Raw genomic sequence first — 16,232 nt, forward strand, 5'->3', positions numbered from 1 at the left:
GTTTGGGCGGCAAGTATGGACGGCACATATGGGCGAGGCCTGCCGATTGATCTACACTAAGGGGTAAATCGATTTCAGCCATTATTTTAAAGCATCCCCTAAGCGGGACTGCAGCCGCGGTTTAAACACGGCGCTGCGTTTCAGAGACCGTTGCACTGCATGTCAGCTACCGAAGAGTTCAAGCCCAAGTCTCACTTGGCCAAACTGCCGCATTTGCCTGGCGTGTATCGTTACTACGATGCGTTGGGCAACGTGCTGTATGTCGGCAAGGCACGCGATTTGAAAAAACGCGTTTCCAGCTATTTCACCAAGACCCAATTGTCGCCGCGCATTGCGATGATGGTGTCGCGCATCGCGCGTCTGGAAACCACGGTGACGCGCTCCGAAGCCGAGGCGCTGCTACTCGAAAACAACTTGATCAAGACGCTGGCGCCGCGATACAACATCTTGTTTCGCGACGACAAATCGTATCCGTACCTGAAGCTTACAGGTCATACCTATACGCGTATGGCGTATTACCGCGGCTCGGTGGATCGCAAGCATCAGTATTTTGGGCCGTTCCCCAGCGCCTGGGCTGTGAAAGAAAGTATCCAGATCCTGCAGCGGGTATTCCAGTTGCGCACCTGCGAGGACTCGGTTTTCACCAACCGCACGCGGCCCTGCCTGTTGCATCAGATTCAGCGATGTTCCGCGCCCTGCGTGGGTGCAATCAGCGTTGACGATTACCATCGCGATGCACAGAACGCCGCGCGTTTTTTGAACGGCCAGCAGCAGGAAGTCATGAAAGAGCTTGAGGTGAAGATGCATGGCTATGCGTCTGAGCTGAAGTTCGAGCAGGCGGCGGCGGTGCGTAATCAGATGAGCGCGCTGTCGGCCGTGTTGCACCAGCAGGCGGTCGAAACGGGGGGCGAGAACGACGCCGATATTCTTGCAGTGGTGGCGCACGGAGGCCGAATCTGCGTGAATCTGGCGATGGTGCGCGGCGGCCGGCATCTGGGCGATCGAGCTTATTTCCCGGCGCATCTGGACCAGGCGCTGACCGGCGAGAACCTGCCCGATGCGCCACCCGGCGAGGTAGAGCCGCAGGGCGCGCAGGCCGGCGATGCGGTGCCGGGTGTGGTGGCGGATGCGATACCTGAAGCGACGGCGAGTTTGACCGCAAATGGCGCAACGACGACAGCGGGCGTGGATGAGGTGGCAGAGGAGTCCATCCATGAGCTTGTCGATACGCACGCCCATGCACTCGAAATCGAGGTGCTCGAGGCTTTTATCGGCCAACATTATCTTGACCACCGGGTGCCGCCGGTATTGATCGTCAATCACGCGCTCGCGAATCGTGCGCTCGCGGCCCTGCTCGCCGAGCGCAGCGGCCAGCGGGTCAGCATCGTCAGGCAGCCACAAGGGCAGAGACGGGCCTGGTTGACGATGGCCGAAAACAATGCGCAGCTCGCGCTCGCCCAGCTCTTGTCGGAGCAGGGCTCGCAGCGTGCACGTACCCGTGCGCTGGCCGAAACCCTCGGGATGGAGCTCGACGACCTGGCTGTTCTGCGCGTGGAATGTTTCGACATCAGCCACACGATGGGCGAGGCGACGCAGGCGTCTTGCGTGGTGTTCCATCATCACAAGATGCAGTCGGGTGAGTACCGTCGATACAACATCACTGGCATTACACCGGGTGACGACTACGCGGCGATGCGGCAGGTGCTCACTCGCCGCTACGAGAAGATGGTGGCGCAGGTGGCGGCCGTTGCGGCCACGCAAAGCGCAGCCGACACGGCAAATCAGGCGGCTTACGAACGTGCTCATCAGGAGGCGGACATGTCGGCGGACAAGGCGGGTGACGCCACCGAAGCCACCGATGTCATCGATGCAAGCGATGCAAGCGATGTTGCCGCCAACGAGGTTTCGCCGCCGGCCGATCGCGGCGAGAGCGACGACACGTCCCCAGTCGGGGTCGTCCTGCCTAACATCGTGCTGATCGACGGTGGCAAAGGGCAGGTCGAAATTGCCCGCCAAGTGTTCGCCGAGCTGGGGCTCGACATTGGCTTGCTGGTCGGTGTCGCGAAGGGTGAAGGTCGCAAGGTCGGGCTGGAAACGCTGGTATTCGCCGACGGACGGCCGGCGCTGGAACTGGGCAAAGACAGTGCCGCGCTGATGCTGATCGCGCAGATTCGCGACGAAGCGCACCGCTTCGCCATTACCGGTATGCGCGCAAAGCGGGCCAAGACGCGTCAGACCTCGCGGCTCGAAGAGCTGGAGGGCATCGGCGCAAAACGCCGTCAGCGTCTATTGGCGCGCTTTGGCGGTTTGCGCGGCGTCATGTCCGCGAGCGTGGAGGATCTCGCCAGTGTCGAGGGCATCTCGCCCGCGCTGGCCGAGCAAATTCACCGGCAGTTGCATTGATCACCGTGTTCGCCCACGCATTGGCCCCCTCATTGGGTCCTTAAGATACACAAGCGGCAACAGGGTCAACGGGCCGAAATGACCGCCGATAGGCGGTTTTAGCTGACCCCGGAGCGCTCTATGCACAGTAGACGAGCTCTCTGGCCCGCATTTGCCGTTTATTCGCCTTGTCCGCGCCTGCTTGTGGCGGCACAATGACAGCCTCACTCTCCACGTTACGTTTGCCCCATGCCGTTCAACTTGCCGATTTTTCTGACGTGGTTGCGTATCGTGCTGATACCGCTGGTGGTGGGCGTCCTCTTTTTCCCGGATAGCTCGCTGGCCGAACACGATCGTAACCTGGCTGCTGCCACTATCTTCGTGTTGGCAGCGCTGACCGACTGGTTCGACGGTTATCTTGCCCGGAAACTCAATCAAACTTCCGCGTTTGGCGCGTTTCTCGATCCGGTTGCCGACAAGTTGATGGTCACCGCGGCGTTGCTGGTGCTGGTGCAGTTTTCACGGCTGAACGCAGCGATTGCCCTTGTGATCGTGGGCCGCGAGATCGCGATCTCCGCGTTGCGCGAGTGGATGGCGCAACTGGGCGCCTCGAAAAGCGTGGCGGTGAATTCGCTGGGCAAGCTCAAGACGGCAGCGCAGATGACGGCGATACCGCTGCTGCTCTACTACGGTCCTGTGCACCTGGATTTCCTGGTGCCCGGCTGGTCGATCGACCTGAAGGTGTGGGGCACCTGGCTAATCGTGTTGGCGGCGATCCTGACCATCTGGTCGATGCTTTATTACATGAAGCTTGCGTGGCCGATGATCCGAGAGAAAACCGATCTGGTCGAAGAGCGCAAGAAGCTACGCACGTGATGTGTCGCGTATCTTCGTTGCATCACGCTTGACACATGTGGCTGCGTTATTCATAATCTCGTTCTCGCGTTTGTTGTAGCGCAGGCAAGACAAACGCGGTTGGTTTCAAAGGGCAGTACGGCAATTTGCATGTGGGTGGCACGCATGCAGAATGAAGGTGACACAGGGCGGGAGTAGCTCAGCTGGTAGAGCGCAACCTTGCCAAGGTTGAGGTCGCGAGTTCGAGCCTCGTCTCCCGCTCCATCGGGTCACAGTAGTGGGTCATAGTAGAAGTAGCAGGCAAGTTGGCGTAGCAAACAGTAGTCGTCGGCGCATGCAGGCCGTCAATGCGGGAGTAGCTCAGTTGGTAGAGCGCAACCTTGCCAAGGTTGAGGTCGCGAGTTCGAGCCTCGTCTCCCGCTCCAGATTCCGGGGAAGCATCGCTTCCCCTTTTAGTTGGTCATACGCCTGAGGCGTCATCCAGCAGTTCAGATTGCGGCGCGATAGCAAAGCGGTTATGCACCGGATTGCAAATCCGTGTAGGTCGGTTCGACTCCGGCTCGCGCCTCCAAGATAAAGCCACCCTCGCGGGTGGTTTTTTTCGTTTCAGCACGAGTCAATACCATGATCGAATGGCACTGGAAATTTTTCGCAGCACTGAGCGTCGACGAGCTGTATGAAATGCTCGCGGCTCGTAGTGCGGTGTTCGTGATGGAGCAGCAATGCCTCTATACCGATCTCGATGGCCTCGATCGTCAGGCATGGCACTTGTACGGGGTCGATGCGGATCTCGCACATACGCCACTGGCTGCCTGTGCCCGGATCCTTGTGCCGCATGCCCAGGATCCTAGCGTGCAGATCGGGCGCGTACTGACCACACAGGCTTATCGCGGACGCGGCTTAGGCAATGCCTTGCTTGAGCAGGCGCTTGCCAGGATTGCGCTGCAATGGCCCGAGGCGCCGATCCGTCTACACGCTCAGGCGCGTCTGCAGCGCTTTTACGCGGCCTATGGCTTCAACGCCGATTCGGAAGTTCATATCGAGGACGGTATCGAACATCTCTGGATGCAGCGCCGCTGAATCGCGCGAGCGGGTTTCAATCGCGGGTGTCACTCGGGTTCTAATCGGGCTTTATTGGGAGGTCGGTAATATGGCGTAACAGAAAAATATATCGCATTGTGATATATTTTTTGTTCTCGATCAACGCTAGCTTGGTTTCCGAGGTCTCAGCCATGTCCAAACATCTCACGCCCAAGCCGGTAGTCGATGATACCGCCAAGCCAAAAATAACCAAACACGACTTCGAAGTTCTGTCGCAATTTCGTTATCAGTTGCGCCGTTTTCTGCGCTTTAGCGAAGAGGCCGCCCACGACGAGGGCATCACGCCGCAGCAATACCTGATCTTGCTGCATATCAAAGGATTTCCGGGGCGGGACTGGGCACACATCGGCGAATTGGCCGAGCGCCTGCAGCTTCAGCCGCATGGCGTGGTGGCGCTGGTCTCGCGCTGCGAGGCGTTGGGATTGGTGAAGCGTAAGCCCAGTGAACATGATCGGCGCCAGGTCGAGGTGCATCTCGAGGAGCGCGGCATACGTTGCCTGACCAAGTTGGCGGCCCTGCACCGCGCCGAGTTGAAATCATTGAGCAGCGCGTTTAAAGTGCGTGACCTCGAATTCCACGACGTACAGTAGTAGGCGTCAAAATTAACTGGGCTGGTTCGTCAGTATCCGTAGGTCGTGCACCAGGGCGTCGACCGAGTCGCTTTCGGTCGCCATCAGTTGCGCATGTCCTGCGCCATCGAATACGTAAATTGCCGAGCTATGCGTGACGTCGTAGCTGCCGTCCGCGCGCGGCGTTTCCAGCTCATAAGCGACGCGGTACTCGCGCGCAAGCTCTTCGATTGAGCGACTCGGGCCCGTCAGCCCAACCGCATGCTCCGCATCGAACGCCTTGACGTAGGCGTGCAGCGCCGGCGGTGTATCGCGGCGCGGATCGACCGTGATAAACACAATGCGCACCCGCCGCCCCTGGGGACCGAGCTGCTGAACCGCCTGGGTCAGGCGCGCCATTGTTTCCGGGCAGACGTCGGGGCAAAACGTATAGCCGAAGTACATCAGCACCACGTCGCCTTTGAACGCGGCTTGCGTGATCGGCCGATTCTCGTCGGAAATCAGGTTGAAAGTCAGGTCGGGTAAATGGCCGCTCACATTGGTGAGCTTCCAGTCCGGCGGCGCTTTCGAGCAGGCGCCCAGACTTGCGGCGAGTAGGCCAAGTGCCAGCCAGCCGGCGGCGCGGCGCAGTGCATGCTTAAGGTGAGGGGACAGTGCGGGCATCGTGCTTGATAGTTGAGCGGGGCGGCACACGTTACGATGAGCCGCAAAGCGAGGAGTGGATAGGCCGGGTAGGCTGAAGCCTGCGCAAAATATAGCGCATGTACTCGGTCAACGCGAGGTAAGCAGACAAAGAAGCGCTGCGGCTTGCCGTCGCACCTGTGGCGCGACTCGCCCCATTTGCCTCGTGGGCTTGTCGCAAAAAAGCGCGAAAGCGCGGTAAGATGCAGGCCGTGGATGCGTTGCGCCGTAAAGCGCCATGACGCATCGGGTGGCCTGCGCGCCGCCCGGTTGCACATGCGACTGCACACACTTTTTATGATGCGCTTCACCCGCGCCGATTCCCGACCCGGAGCACGACCGATATGCCGACTCACGAGTCTGGTTCAGATTACCTAGTCAGTGCCACTCATGCCGCACTGGTGGTGCAGCACGCTGCATTTTTTCTGGATTTCGACGGCACGCTGGTTGAGTTGGCGGCCACTCCCGATGCCGTCGTTGTCCCCGATTCGCTCAAGCATTTGCTGGCGGCCCTGGCCGATTTATCTGGCGGTGCGGTAGCCATAGTCTCGGGGCGTTCGATCGAGAACATCGACGCGATGCTGTCGCCCCTGGTGTTGCCGGTAGCCGGCTTGCACGGCGCAGAATGGCGCGATGCACAAGGCGAGGTGGTGCGCGAGTTCACGGCCGACCCGCGTCTCGCCGAGATGGCGGAAACGCTGTCCGAGGTGGTCGCCGCCAACCCCGGCTTGTTGCTTGAAACCAAGGCGGCTTCGCTCGCGCTGCATTACCGCAATGTACCGGACAAGGAAGCCGTGGCGCGAGCCGCCATCGAACAATTGATCGTCGAATATGGCGACGCGTTCGCGTTACAAGCCGGCAAAATGGTTTTCGAGATCAAGCCGGCAGGCGTCAACAAGGGGCGTGCGATCACGGGCTTGCTCGGCAAGCCGCCATTCATGGGCCGCACACCCTGCTTTGCCGGAGACGACGTCACCGACGAAGCGGGTTTTGCCGCCGTCAATGCGCTGGGCGGGTTGTCGATCAAAGTGGGCGAGGGGGCTACGTGCGCCATGACGCGGGTCGATTCGGTCACACGCTTGTATAAGTGGCTCGAGCAGATCGTGCTGGCTTACTTGGCACAGCCGCAAACCTCGGTGCAAACATCGCCGCAAGCCCCGTTGCAACCCTGATGCCAGACCCGCACTTCGCTAAAAGAGTCGATCGATGAGCCGCTTGATTATCGTGTCCAACCGGGTTGCGCCGATTTCCGAAGGCGGTCCTGCCGCCGGAGGACTCGCGGTTGGCGTCTATGATGCGCTCAAGGAGACTGGCGGTATGTGGTTCGGCTGGTCGGGCGAAATTCTCGCGCATGACCAGGCGCAAATCAAACTCGACGAGCGCGGCCCGGTCACGTTCGCAACCATCGGCCTATCGCGGCGCGACTATGATCAGTACTACCGTGGTTTTTCAAACGCGACGCTGTGGCCGACATTTCATTTTCGCACTGACTTGACCCAATATTACCGTCACGAATTCGACGGTTATAAACGCGTCAATAGTTGGCTCGCGCAGCAACTGCTGCCCTTGCTGTTGCCCGACGATGTAATCTGGGTGCACGACTATCACCTGATTCCGTTTGCCGAAGCGCTGCGCGCCGCGGGCGTCAAGAACCGCATCGGCTTCTTTTTGCATATCCCGTTCCCGCCCGCGCAAATTCTCACGACCGTGCCGCCGCACCAAGCTCTGGTCAAGGCGCTGTGCTGCTATGATCTGGTCGGCTTCCAGACCCCGGCTGATCTGCGGTCGTTCGTCGACTATATCGTGCATGAGGGGCGGGGGACCGCCCAACCCGATGGCCTGGTGACCGCATTCGGCCGCACGTTGCGCGCGGGCGCTTATCCGATCGGCATCTATCCGGACGAGATCGCGGAGCTCGCGCAAGCGGGGGCGAGCCGCAAGCCGGTGCAGATACTCAAGCAAACGCTACATGACCGCAAGCTGATCATGGCGGTCGACCGGCTCGATTACTCCAAGGGGCTGGTCGAGCGCTTCCGGGCCTTCGAGAAACTGCTGGAGCAAGCGCCGGCGTATCGCAATCACGTGTCGCTGTTGCAGATTGCTCCGCCGACCCGTTCCGACGTCAATGCCTATCAACAGATTCGCTCGCAACTCGAAACCGAGGCTGGTCGCATCAACGGCAAGTTCGCCGAACTCGACTGGACGCCGATTCGCTACATTCATCGGCAATACGAGCGCGACACGCTGGCCTCGTTGTTCCGAGCTGCGCAGGTGGGTTTCGTCACACCGCTGCGGGACGGCATGAATCTGGTCGCAAAGGAATATGTGGCGGCGCAGGATCCGGAGGATCCGGGCGTGCTGGTGCTGTCGCGTTTTGCCGGCGCCGCTCAGGCGCTGACGGGCGCGCTCATCGTCAATCCGATGGATCTGGCGGGAATGGCCGATGCGCTCGATCTTGCTCTGAGCATGTCGCTGGCGGAACGCCGCGCACGCTACGAGGACATGATGGCCGAGTTGCGCGCCAACAATGTGTCGGTGTGGCGCGACCGGTTCTTGACCGATCTACGCAACCGCTGATCGGTCAAATCAGACCACGCCTTCCGTGAGATTGGCAGAGTGCCCCGTTTCGGCGCCGGTGCCTAGCTGACGCGTCAATAGATCCCGGTACAGGCCGGGTCGATCACGCAGTTGTTCGGGCGAGCCGTCGTCCAATACTTTTCCGCCGTTCATCACGATAATGCGGTCGAAGTTTTGCAGGGTCGATAGCCGGTGCGCGATCGCGATCACAGTGCGGCCTTGCATTAACCGGTCGAGTGCGATCTGAATCGCTTCTTCCGATGCACTGTCGAGCGCCGAAGTGGCTTCGTCGAGCAGCAGGATGGGCGCGTTTTTCAGAATTGCCCGGGCAATTGCAATACGCTGACGTTGGCCACCCGAAAGCTTGACGCCACGGTCGCCAACCATCGTGTTGTAGCCTTCGGGCATGGCCTCGATGAATTCGGCACAACGTGCTTCGCGCGCGGCCGCCATCACTTCCTCCGCGGAAGCATCGGGGCGGCCATACTGAATGTTTTCCAGGACGGTACGGTGAAACAGCGAAATATCCTGCGGCACCAGCGCGATCGTATTACGCAGGCTGTCCTGCGTAATACGTGAGATATCCTGACCGTCGATCTTGATCGAACCACCCTGGACTTCGTAGTAACGCTGCAGCAGCGACACCACGGTCGATTTGCCGGCGCCCGACTTGCCGATCAGCCCGACGCGCTGGCCCGGTTCAATATGCAAATCGAACTGCTGCAGGATAGCCTTGCGGCGTGGATAGGCGAACTGCACGTGCTCGAAATCGACGCGCCCGCCGCCGGCTGAAAGTGGCACGGCCTCGGCGTGATCAGGCATGCCGTGCGGCTCGAGCAGCGTTTTGACCGCTTCGGCGAGCCTCGCCACGTGCTGCGTCACGTCGACGAGCGCAACGGCGAGGTCACGTGTGCCGTGCAAAATGGTGAAGCCTAACGAGCTGACCAGCACGATATCGCCGGTTGTGGCGGCACCGCGCTCCCATAGCATCAGCGACCAGCCGAGCAGGGCAGCGGACAGCAGCGCGGTGATAAACGCATGCAGAAGCCGTAGTTTTTCAAGGTAAAGCAGGCTCTCGCGGCGCGCGTCCATCTCGCCCTTGACGGTATTGCCAAAGCGGTTCTGTTCGCGAAATACGGCGCCGAAGGCCCGCACCAGCGGCATGTTGCCGATCACGTCGACCAACTCGCCATCCACGGCCGCCGCTTTGTACGCAAACGTATGGTGTCGCTTGGTGCCACGTCCCGCCAGCTTGAACAGGATAGCCGCCAGGATCAGCGAGGACAGCAGCAGGCAACCCGCCATCAACGGATTCACCGCGACGATCATGATGATCGCGCCTGTCACCGCGATACACGGGGGCAATACGTTCCACGCCATGGTGTTCTCGGCCGTGTAGATCGCGTTCGAGGTGGCTGTAATACGGCTCGATAAGGTGCCAGGCTGCTTTTCGGAAAAATAGGTCTGGGAATGTCCGCTCATGTACGCGAACAGCTCGCGCCGCAAGTCGCCCGTTACCTCGACGAAAACGTGGGCGGCGGACCAACCGCCGACCCGCCATAGCATGTTGTCCGCCGCGATCAGTCCCACCAGGATCATGAATGCCTGCCATACCAGGGGGAGGTGACCATGACCCTGGCTGAGCACGTCGATCAGATGTTTGATGGCATACTGCGACGCCAGCGAGCACCCGACGGCTAGAAACACGCTAAGCAGCACAATGATGTGCGCGAGCGGATGCTTGCGGATATAGCGAAACAGGAATGCGAGTGGGCGGTTCGCATAGGTCGCCAGCCGCGCATTGTGTGCGTTGGTGTGAGCGACCGAGGAGGCCGCCGGTGAGACGTATGCGTGCTGACGATCTGTCATATCGATGATGGGCCTGCTGTCTGGCGGGAGGTGGGCTGGAATCGCGCGTTTGCCGGGAGTAAGGGCAGTAAAAGCGGCAGTAAAAGCATGGAATCCGGACCTGTAAGATACGCGATCAGCTTGCTACAAGGGGCGGCAAAGTGTTTCAGCAATGTAACAAGATAAATAGTTTGAAATTACACATTACGAGGAATTTTACCGCCCTGATAATCAGGTCCGTAGCAGTATTCGACGAATTAAGTGCGGCGCGCTAAAACCCATGAGCACTTGGGTTAAATACGCCGAATCGCGCGAAATTGCTGACTGACCGGTATTAAGAAGCGGCGAGTGCTGCCGATAACCGTGGTCAGGTAATAAAACCCAAAAAGTCCGTGGCGGTATGGCCGCTCTTCAGGCATGCAACGCAACGTGATTTTCGCTTAATTCTTGATAGGAAGGAGTTGGACCCCGATGCGTATCGCTCAGATTGCGCCCCTGCACGAGGCAGTTCCACCGAAGCTTTACGGCGGCACGGAGCGCGTCGTGTCCTACCTGACCGAAGCTTTGGTCGACTTGGGCCACGATGTGACCTTGTTCGCCAGCGGCGATTCGGTGACCTCGGCCAAGCTCGAAGCGGTATGGCCTCAGGCTCTGCGCCTGGACCCGTCGATTCGCGACACCTTTGCGCCGCACATGCTGCTGCTCGAAGAGGTACGTCGCCGCGCCGACGAATTCGATATTCTGCATTTCCACATCGATTATTTCCCGTTTGCGTTGTTCAGCCAATTGGACGTACCGTTCCTGACGACGCTGCACGGCCGTCTCGATCTGGGCGAATTGCAGCCGATATTCAACGCCTTCCCGCATGCTCCGGTCGTGTCGATTTCCGACCATCAGCGCCTGCCGCTGCCGCAAGCGAGCTGGCTGTCGACCGTGTACCACGGTTTGCCTGCTGATTTGCTGCGCCCGCAGTTGGACGTCGAGCCCGGTTATTTGGCGTTTTTGGGGCGTATTTCCCCGGAGAAGCGCGTTGATCGCGCGATTCGCATCGCTGCCCGTGCCGGCATGAAGGTCAAGATTGCGGCTAAGCTCGATAAGGCCGATCGCGCATACTATGAAGAACAGATCAAACCGCTAATGGAGCAAGGTCATGTCGAATTCATCGGCGAGATTTCCGAAGCGCAGAAGCCGGCATTCCTGTCCGGCGCCAAGGCCCTGTTGTTCCCGATCGATTGGCCGGAGCCTTTTGGCCTGGTGATGATCGAAGCAATGGCTTGCGGCACGCCGGTGATTGCGTTCAACTGCGGGTCCGTGCCGGAAGTGATCGATCATGGCGTGTCGGGCTTTATTGTCGAGAACGAAGACGAAGCCGTCGATGCGGTCAAGCGCTTGCACGAACTGCCGCGTGCAGGCGTGCGCGCCCGGTTCGATGAACGTTTCACCTCACAGCAGATGGCACGTAATTACATCACGTCGTACGAAGAACTGTTGCGTCGGCAACACCGCACGATTTTGCGCGAAGTCGCGGCGGGCTAATCTCGCAGCGGGGCGTAGCCCCGTGGCGATGCCGTGACCTCAGCCTGGCCCCGTCGAAATCCGGCGGGGCTTTTTCATGTCTGTCAGCATCGGACTCTGTGGTTTTTTGATCTTTCATTCCGCTGACCCGTGCGGCTACTATAATCGGGCTCGGTAATATTGCTTGATGCTAGGGCAGAGTCGCGTGACTTTCGATTCCGTGGCTAAACCCGCAACTGAACTTGTAGCTAATTTAACAATTAGACCCCACAGCTAGACCTCGTGGCTAGGCTCGTACGAATCCGCTTGGCGGGCGTCGGGTGCGCCTAACGAGCGCTTGGACGACGGAGATACTTTTTTGGTACTGAAGAAGCTCAGCGGGTCCGATCCCGTGCCCGGCAGCGGCACGGTATTCGCGTTACGCGCGATCGGCATCATATTTCTCGCCCGCTGGCTCCATTCGATGTCGCAGTTCGGCATCGCGTCGCTGCTTCAGGCGATGGCGGGCTCCGCCTGGGCCTGTATCAATGGCGTATTTATTTTCCTGCTGGTGGTGATGCCCGGCGCCAAGCCCAAGGCCGAGCGCCCTTATCATCCGGTGCCGCATTGGCTGCGCAAATCGTTGCAAGTACTCGGGGCGCTCGGCTGCCTGTTTGCACTCTGGACGATAGGCTATTTCGCTTATCTGAGCGGCTTGCGCGCGGTCCTCGAAACGCTGCAGGACTCCAACGGCTGGCTGGTGGTAGCCCCTGCGCTGTTTGCGACAGTCGTGTGGCTGTGTCGCGCGCGCCCTTTGTGGCCGACCAATCCAGTGATGCGCCGTTTCGCGATCGGCCGCTATACCGTAACACTCGATATCGACATGCAGACGGCCACGGTCTGGGCGGAAAACCGCAAGCTCGGTCAATACGCCATGAATGAATTGAGCCTGCGCGCTTCGAACCGGCTTCTTCCGCCGCCGCTCAAGACCTCGCTCCCAAGCCTGGACGCGGTACTCGCTACGTCTGCAACTGCGACTGAAACCGAGGCCGCGGCGTTCGACGCGCGTGCGGCCCGCTACGTGTCGCTGCTGTGGAATTCGCCGGCCGCTGCCGGCCACAACCGGCATGTCGTGTTTCGCGCCGCAACCTGGGGTGCTGCCGATAAATTCGCTGCGGCAGCGCTCGATACTGCACTGAGACGATTCTGAGCGTGGGCTGCCTGGCTTTTGCCAAATGAGTTGCCAAATAAGTCGGTAAATGAGTCGGTAAATGAGTCGGCAAATAAGCCGCCCAGCCTCATCTCATCACGCGAGCGCAAAGCGCCGCAACGGTAATCGCGCTGAATTGTGCATGAGCCGCTGCTACGCATATTGCTTCGTTTAACAGAAAACCGTATATACCAAGCCGATACACTATGAGTACACGATCGCTGTTGCTTTTACTCGGTGCCTTGCTATTGCCACAGGTCAGTCAAGCGGCCTACAGCGACGGACTCGCGGCCTATGAGGCCGAGGATTATCCGCGCGCGTTTGTAGCATGGCAGGATGCTGCCAACCACGGCGACTCGGCGGCTCAGGCGTCGCTGGCGATCATGTATCACCAGGGAAACGGTGTCGTGCAAAACGATGCACTCGCTGCGGTCTGGATGCGCAAGGCCGCGAACCAGGGCAGCGCGGCTGCCGAGGTGTTTCTCGGAAGCATGTATTTCGATGGGCAGGGTGTACCCAAGGACGACGCCCAGGCAGTCGTCTGGTTTCGCCGGGCGGCAGGCCAAAACAATGCGCGAGCGCAGGACCTGCTGGGGACCATGTACTACCGGGGCGGCGTGGCTATCGAGCGTAATCCTTCGATCGCCGCAGCCTGGTTCAAACAGGCTGCCGCACAGGGGTATGCGGCCTCGCAATACAACTTGGCGATCTGTTACGACAATGGCGAGGGCGTCAAAAAAGACACCGCTCAGGCGCTGGTCTGGTTGCGTCTAGCGGCGCAGCAGGGTTATGCGCCGGCAATGCGGGTGCTGGGGCAGCATTATTTGGCGGGGCAGGGCATCGCGAAAAATAACGAACTGGCCTACATCTATTTCGACCTTGCCGGGCGCTTCGTCGGCGATTCCAGCGATCCCGCGCCTGGCGTTGCCCAACTACGCGATAGCGCAGCCGGGCAACTCGATGCGACCGCGCTGCGCGAGGCGCAAGACCGCGCCGCCAACTGGCGGCCGGCTCAACCGCTACCCTAGCGCCGGTACGACGGATCGAGCCGGTCTACCCGGCGGATCAGTGCGTCGAGGACATTCTGGCCGGCGCCATGAGCAGGATCGAACTGCAGGGAATCGCGGGTGGCGCGGGCACATACCGCCGGCGCAATCGGCAGGATTTCGCCGCGCATCGAATGCGTGGCCACCTGAATTTCGCAGGCCCGGTTCAATGTCCATAGCAGTGCGAAAGCGTGCGCCAGCGTGACCCCATGTGACAGCAGGCCGTGGTTGCGCAAAATCAGCAGGCGCCGGTCGCCGATCGACTTCAGCAACCGCCCCCCTTCTTCCGCATGCACAGTAATCCCTTCGAATTCGTGGTACGCCACCATATCGTGGAGCTGGGCCGCGTAGAAATTGGTGTACGACAGTCCTTCGGCCATGCAGGCTACGGCGAGTCCCGCCGTCGTGTGCGTATGCATCACGCAGTGCGCGTCGGGCAGATTGCGGTGCAAAGCGCTGTGCACCACGAAGCCGGCCGGGTTGATCGGGTACTGCGACGGGCTCAGGATGTTGCCGTCGAGATCAATCTTGACGAGGTTGGAGGCGGTGACCTCGTCGTAACTGAGGCCGAACGGATTAATCAAGAAATGCGGTGCGTCTGACTGGGACCCTGGCACCCGCAAAGTGATGTGATTGAAAATCAATTCATGCCAGCCCAGCAGGTGAAACACGCGATAGACGGCGGCGAGCTCGACGCGGCTTTGCCACTCCTGTGCGCTGCACCAGCCGGGGGCTTCGACGCCATGGATGGAATTCATACGGATCTCCTATAGGGAACACGTCTCAAGCGGACGGTATCAACATCTGCGGCCATGCGCTATCTCATGCGCTATATTAAGGCTGAACTAATGTGTGCGCAAGCACATAAAATCGATAGCAACGAAAATGATCCGAACGACGGGTGGGTACCCGCTCGTGCGGCTCACTTCACGTTCCCGGGAAGAATCCGAGTGCGGCTGGGAGCGTGGAATCCAAGCACATCGCGGCGGCGCAGAGGCCCATCGGTCGATAACTTATTTGTATGACATTGAGCAATTCAGCTCATTATTCCGACTCCGAGGCCGTGCCCACTGGCCCGGCACCTCAAGCGAAGAGCCGCTCCAATAGTTGACCTGTCTCCAATTCACAACGAACGCGATCGAAAAGCGGCCAGCGGTGGGCTTTTCGTCGAGCTTTTGTTATTGTCTTACAACTTCTTGTGAAGTAATACAAATTACTGGGAAGTCAGCAGCAGGTGCCACCACGCACCACTAAACAGACAATTGATAGGAGATTTCTCAATGAAAAAGTCGCTAGTTGCTTTAGCCGCCTTGAGCGCATTTGCCACGCTCGCGCACGCGCAAAGCAGCGTCACGTTGTACGGCATCATCGATGAGGGCGTGCAGTTCACCAACAACCAGAAGAATGTTGTGGGTGGCACCAATGTGGGTGGCCGCCAAGTTACGCTGGATTCGACCAACGGCATCAACGGCAGCCGCTGGGGTTTGAAAGGCGCTGAAGATCTGGGCGGCGGTCTGCAAGCGATTTTCACGTTGGAGTCGGGGATCAACCTGAACAACGGCGCGTTCGCACAGGGCGGAACCCCGTTTGGCCGCCAGGCATTCGTCGGTTTGAGCAGCAGTTCATACGGTGCGGTCACGTTGGGTCGCCAATATGACCTGGTTGTCAACTTTGTCCAACCGGTTTCGACGCTGGGCTACTTCGGCAGCACGGTGTTCTCGCACCCAGGTGACTTGGACAACACCAACAACTCGATCCGTACCAACAACACCATCAAATACGCGAGCCCGAGCTTTAGCGGCCTGACGTTTGGCGCTGAATTGAGTCTCGGTGGCCAAGCCGGCAACATCAGCGGCAACGGTGGGTATTCGGCTGGCGCGGCCTATGTGAATGGTCCGATCGCCTTGGGCGTGGGCTACAACTACTTCAAGAATCCGACAGGCACCGCAGGAAACGGCTTCTTCACCGACAACGTGAGCGGCTCGACCGCCTTGAGCGGGGTTTTGAATAGCGGGTACACCACCGCCAACTCGTATCAAGTCGCGGCGGCCGGCGGTACCTACTCGATTGGACCGGCATTGGTCGGCATCGAGTACTCGAACATCCAGTACGGCACGATCAGCGCGCTCAATGGCGCAACGGCAAGGTTCAACGATGTGGAAGTCGGCTTCAAATGGCAATTTACGCCGACGTTCTACACGGGCGTGGCTTATAACTACCTCAAGGGCAACAGCGTTACCAATGCAGCGGGTGTAAGCGTCGGCAACCAGCATTTCAATCAGTTCAGCCTGTTGGCCGACTATTCGTTGTCGAAGCGCACTGACGTGTATGTCGAAGGCGGATTCCAGAAAGCAGCCGGCACGAGCTCGACCGGTACTGCCGCGGTTGCCAACATCGGCAACTTGGGTGATTCCTCGAACACGCGCCAGACGTCGGTGCGAGTGGCATTGCGTCACAAGTTCTAAGCGA

Annotated in this window: 13 protein-coding genes and 3 tRNA genes; 13 read left to right on the plus strand and 3 right to left on the minus strand. The window is 59.6% G+C overall.

Annotated elements, in window-relative coordinates:
* The first annotated feature begins 159 nt into the window (after nt 1-159).
* The 7 genes from uvrC (at nt 160) to GSQ77_RS09115 (ending at nt 4,928) form a co-directional block, all read left to right on the plus strand.
* Nucleotides 160-2,403: an excinuclease ABC subunit UvrC gene (gene uvrC, locus GSQ77_RS09085; RefSeq protein ID WP_158901247.1), complete on the plus strand. Its 2,244-nt coding sequence runs from the start codon at nt 160-162 to the stop codon at nt 2,401-2,403.
* Nucleotides 2,404-2,631: 228 nt separating this feature from the next.
* Nucleotides 2,632-3,258 (plus strand): CDP-diacylglycerol--glycerol-3-phosphate 3-phosphatidyltransferase, encoded by a 627-nt coding sequence (gene pgsA, locus GSQ77_RS09090; protein WP_158901249.1) that lies wholly within the window; start codon nt 2,632-2,634, stop codon nt 3,256-3,258.
* A 167-nt stretch (nt 3,259-3,425) separates the two neighbouring features.
* Nucleotides 3,426-3,501: transfer RNA gene (locus GSQ77_RS09095), tRNA-Gly, on the plus strand.
* An 85-nt stretch (nt 3,502-3,586) separates the two neighbouring features.
* Nucleotides 3,587-3,662, plus strand: a tRNA-Gly gene (locus GSQ77_RS09100).
* Between the two features lie 72 nt (nt 3,663-3,734).
* Nucleotides 3,735-3,808 (plus strand) — tRNA-Cys (locus GSQ77_RS09105).
* Nucleotides 3,809-3,861: 53 nt separating this feature from the next.
* Nucleotides 3,862-4,317, plus strand: a complete 456-nt coding sequence (locus GSQ77_RS09110) for a GNAT family N-acetyltransferase (protein WP_158901251.1) — start codon at nt 3,862-3,864, stop codon at nt 4,315-4,317.
* A 152-nt stretch (nt 4,318-4,469) separates the two neighbouring features.
* A complete protein-coding gene (locus tag GSQ77_RS09115; RefSeq protein ID WP_158901253.1) occupies nt 4,470-4,928 on the plus strand; it encodes a MarR family winged helix-turn-helix transcriptional regulator in 459 nt (152 codons plus the stop codon).
* 12 nt (nt 4,929-4,940) lie between these two features.
* On the opposite strand, the gene GSQ77_RS09120 is transcribed toward GSQ77_RS09115, so the two are convergent.
* Nucleotides 4,941-5,570 (minus strand): SCO family protein, encoded by a 630-nt coding sequence (locus GSQ77_RS09120; RefSeq protein WP_158901255.1) that lies wholly within the window; start codon nt 5,568-5,570, stop codon nt 4,941-4,943.
* 362 nt (nt 5,571-5,932) lie between these two features.
* Between GSQ77_RS09120 and otsB the strand changes: the two genes are divergently transcribed.
* The gene (otsB, locus tag GSQ77_RS09125; RefSeq protein WP_158901257.1) at nt 5,933-6,760 is read left to right on the plus strand and encodes a trehalose-phosphatase; all 828 of its coding nucleotides are present in this window, start codon (nt 5,933-5,935) and stop codon (nt 6,758-6,760) included.
* A 34-nt stretch (nt 6,761-6,794) separates the two neighbouring features.
* Nucleotides 6,795-8,165 (plus strand): alpha,alpha-trehalose-phosphate synthase (UDP-forming), encoded by a 1,371-nt coding sequence (gene otsA / locus GSQ77_RS09130; protein WP_158901259.1) that lies wholly within the window; start codon nt 6,795-6,797, stop codon nt 8,163-8,165.
* Between the two features lie 9 nt (nt 8,166-8,174).
* On the opposite strand, the gene GSQ77_RS09135 is transcribed toward otsA, so the two are convergent.
* Nucleotides 8,175-10,034, minus strand: coding sequence for an ABC transporter ATP-binding protein (locus tag GSQ77_RS09135; protein WP_158901261.1), 1,860 nt, complete (start codon nt 10,032-10,034; stop codon nt 8,175-8,177).
* 450 nt (nt 10,035-10,484) lie between these two features.
* Between GSQ77_RS09135 and GSQ77_RS09140 the strand changes: the two genes are divergently transcribed.
* From GSQ77_RS09140 to GSQ77_RS09150, 3 genes are all read left to right on the plus strand, one after another.
* Nucleotides 10,485-11,549 carry a glycosyltransferase family 4 protein gene (locus GSQ77_RS09140; RefSeq protein ID WP_158901263.1) on the plus strand — a complete coding sequence of 355 codons (1,065 nt, stop codon included), beginning with the start codon at nt 10,485-10,487 and terminating at the stop codon, nt 11,547-11,549.
* A 337-nt stretch (nt 11,550-11,886) separates the two neighbouring features.
* Nucleotides 11,887-12,717, plus strand: coding sequence for a hypothetical protein (locus GSQ77_RS09145; RefSeq protein ID WP_158901265.1), 831 nt, complete (start codon nt 11,887-11,889; stop codon nt 12,715-12,717).
* Nucleotides 12,718-12,923: 206 nt separating this feature from the next.
* Nucleotides 12,924-13,745, plus strand: coding sequence for a tetratricopeptide repeat protein (locus GSQ77_RS09150; RefSeq protein ID WP_158901267.1), 822 nt, complete (start codon nt 12,924-12,926; stop codon nt 13,743-13,745).
* Here the strand turns inward: GSQ77_RS09150 and GSQ77_RS09155 are convergent.
* Nucleotides 13,742-14,521 (minus strand): class II aldolase/adducin family protein, encoded by a 780-nt coding sequence (locus GSQ77_RS09155; RefSeq protein WP_158901269.1) that lies wholly within the window; start codon nt 14,519-14,521, stop codon nt 13,742-13,744. The two genes, GSQ77_RS09150 and GSQ77_RS09155, sit on opposite strands and share 4 nt — an antisense overlap.
* A gap of 522 nt (nt 14,522-15,043) precedes the next feature.
* On the opposite strand from GSQ77_RS09155, the gene GSQ77_RS09160 reads away from it, so the two are divergent.
* Nucleotides 15,044-16,228, plus strand: coding sequence for a porin (locus GSQ77_RS09160; protein ID WP_158901271.1), 1,185 nt, complete (start codon nt 15,044-15,046; stop codon nt 16,226-16,228).
* The last annotated feature ends 4 nt before the right edge of the window (nt 16,229-16,232 follow it).

It is taken from the genome of Burkholderia sp. L27(2015) (assembly GCF_009765705.1).
Taxonomy (GTDB): domain Bacteria; phylum Pseudomonadota; class Gammaproteobacteria; order Burkholderiales; family Burkholderiaceae; genus LMUX01.

What these genes read in the sequence shown, in the direction of transcription:
- uvrC (WP_158901247.1), top strand. Translation starts at nt 160, where the DNA reads ATGTCAGCTACCGAAGAGTTCAAGCCCAAGTCTCACTTGGCCAAACTG.
- pgsA (WP_158901249.1), top strand. Translation starts at nt 2,632, where the DNA reads ATGCCGTTCAACTTGCCGATTTTTCTGACGTGGTTGCGTATCGTGCTG.
- GSQ77_RS09110 (WP_158901251.1), top strand. Translation starts at nt 3,862, where the DNA reads ATGATCGAATGGCACTGGAAATTTTTCGCAGCACTGAGCGTCGACGAG.
- GSQ77_RS09115 (WP_158901253.1), top strand. Translation starts at nt 4,470, where the DNA reads ATGTCCAAACATCTCACGCCCAAGCCGGTAGTCGATGATACCGCCAAG.
- GSQ77_RS09120 (WP_158901255.1), bottom strand. Translation starts at nt 5,570, where the DNA reads ATGCCCGCACTGTCCCCTCACCTTAAGCATGCACTGCGCCGCGCCGCC.
- otsB (WP_158901257.1), top strand. Translation starts at nt 5,933, where the DNA reads ATGCCGACTCACGAGTCTGGTTCAGATTACCTAGTCAGTGCCACTCAT.
- otsA (WP_158901259.1), top strand. Translation starts at nt 6,795, where the DNA reads ATGAGCCGCTTGATTATCGTGTCCAACCGGGTTGCGCCGATTTCCGAA.
- GSQ77_RS09135 (WP_158901261.1), bottom strand. Translation starts at nt 10,034, where the DNA reads ATGACAGATCGTCAGCACGCATACGTCTCACCGGCGGCCTCCTCGGTC.
- GSQ77_RS09140 (WP_158901263.1), top strand. Translation starts at nt 10,485, where the DNA reads ATGCGTATCGCTCAGATTGCGCCCCTGCACGAGGCAGTTCCACCGAAG.
- GSQ77_RS09150 (WP_158901267.1), top strand. Translation starts at nt 12,924, where the DNA reads ATGAGTACACGATCGCTGTTGCTTTTACTCGGTGCCTTGCTATTGCCA.
- GSQ77_RS09155 (WP_158901269.1), bottom strand. Translation starts at nt 14,521, where the DNA reads ATGAATTCCATCCATGGCGTCGAAGCCCCCGGCTGGTGCAGCGCACAG.
- GSQ77_RS09160 (WP_158901271.1), top strand. Translation starts at nt 15,044, where the DNA reads ATGAAAAAGTCGCTAGTTGCTTTAGCCGCCTTGAGCGCATTTGCCACG.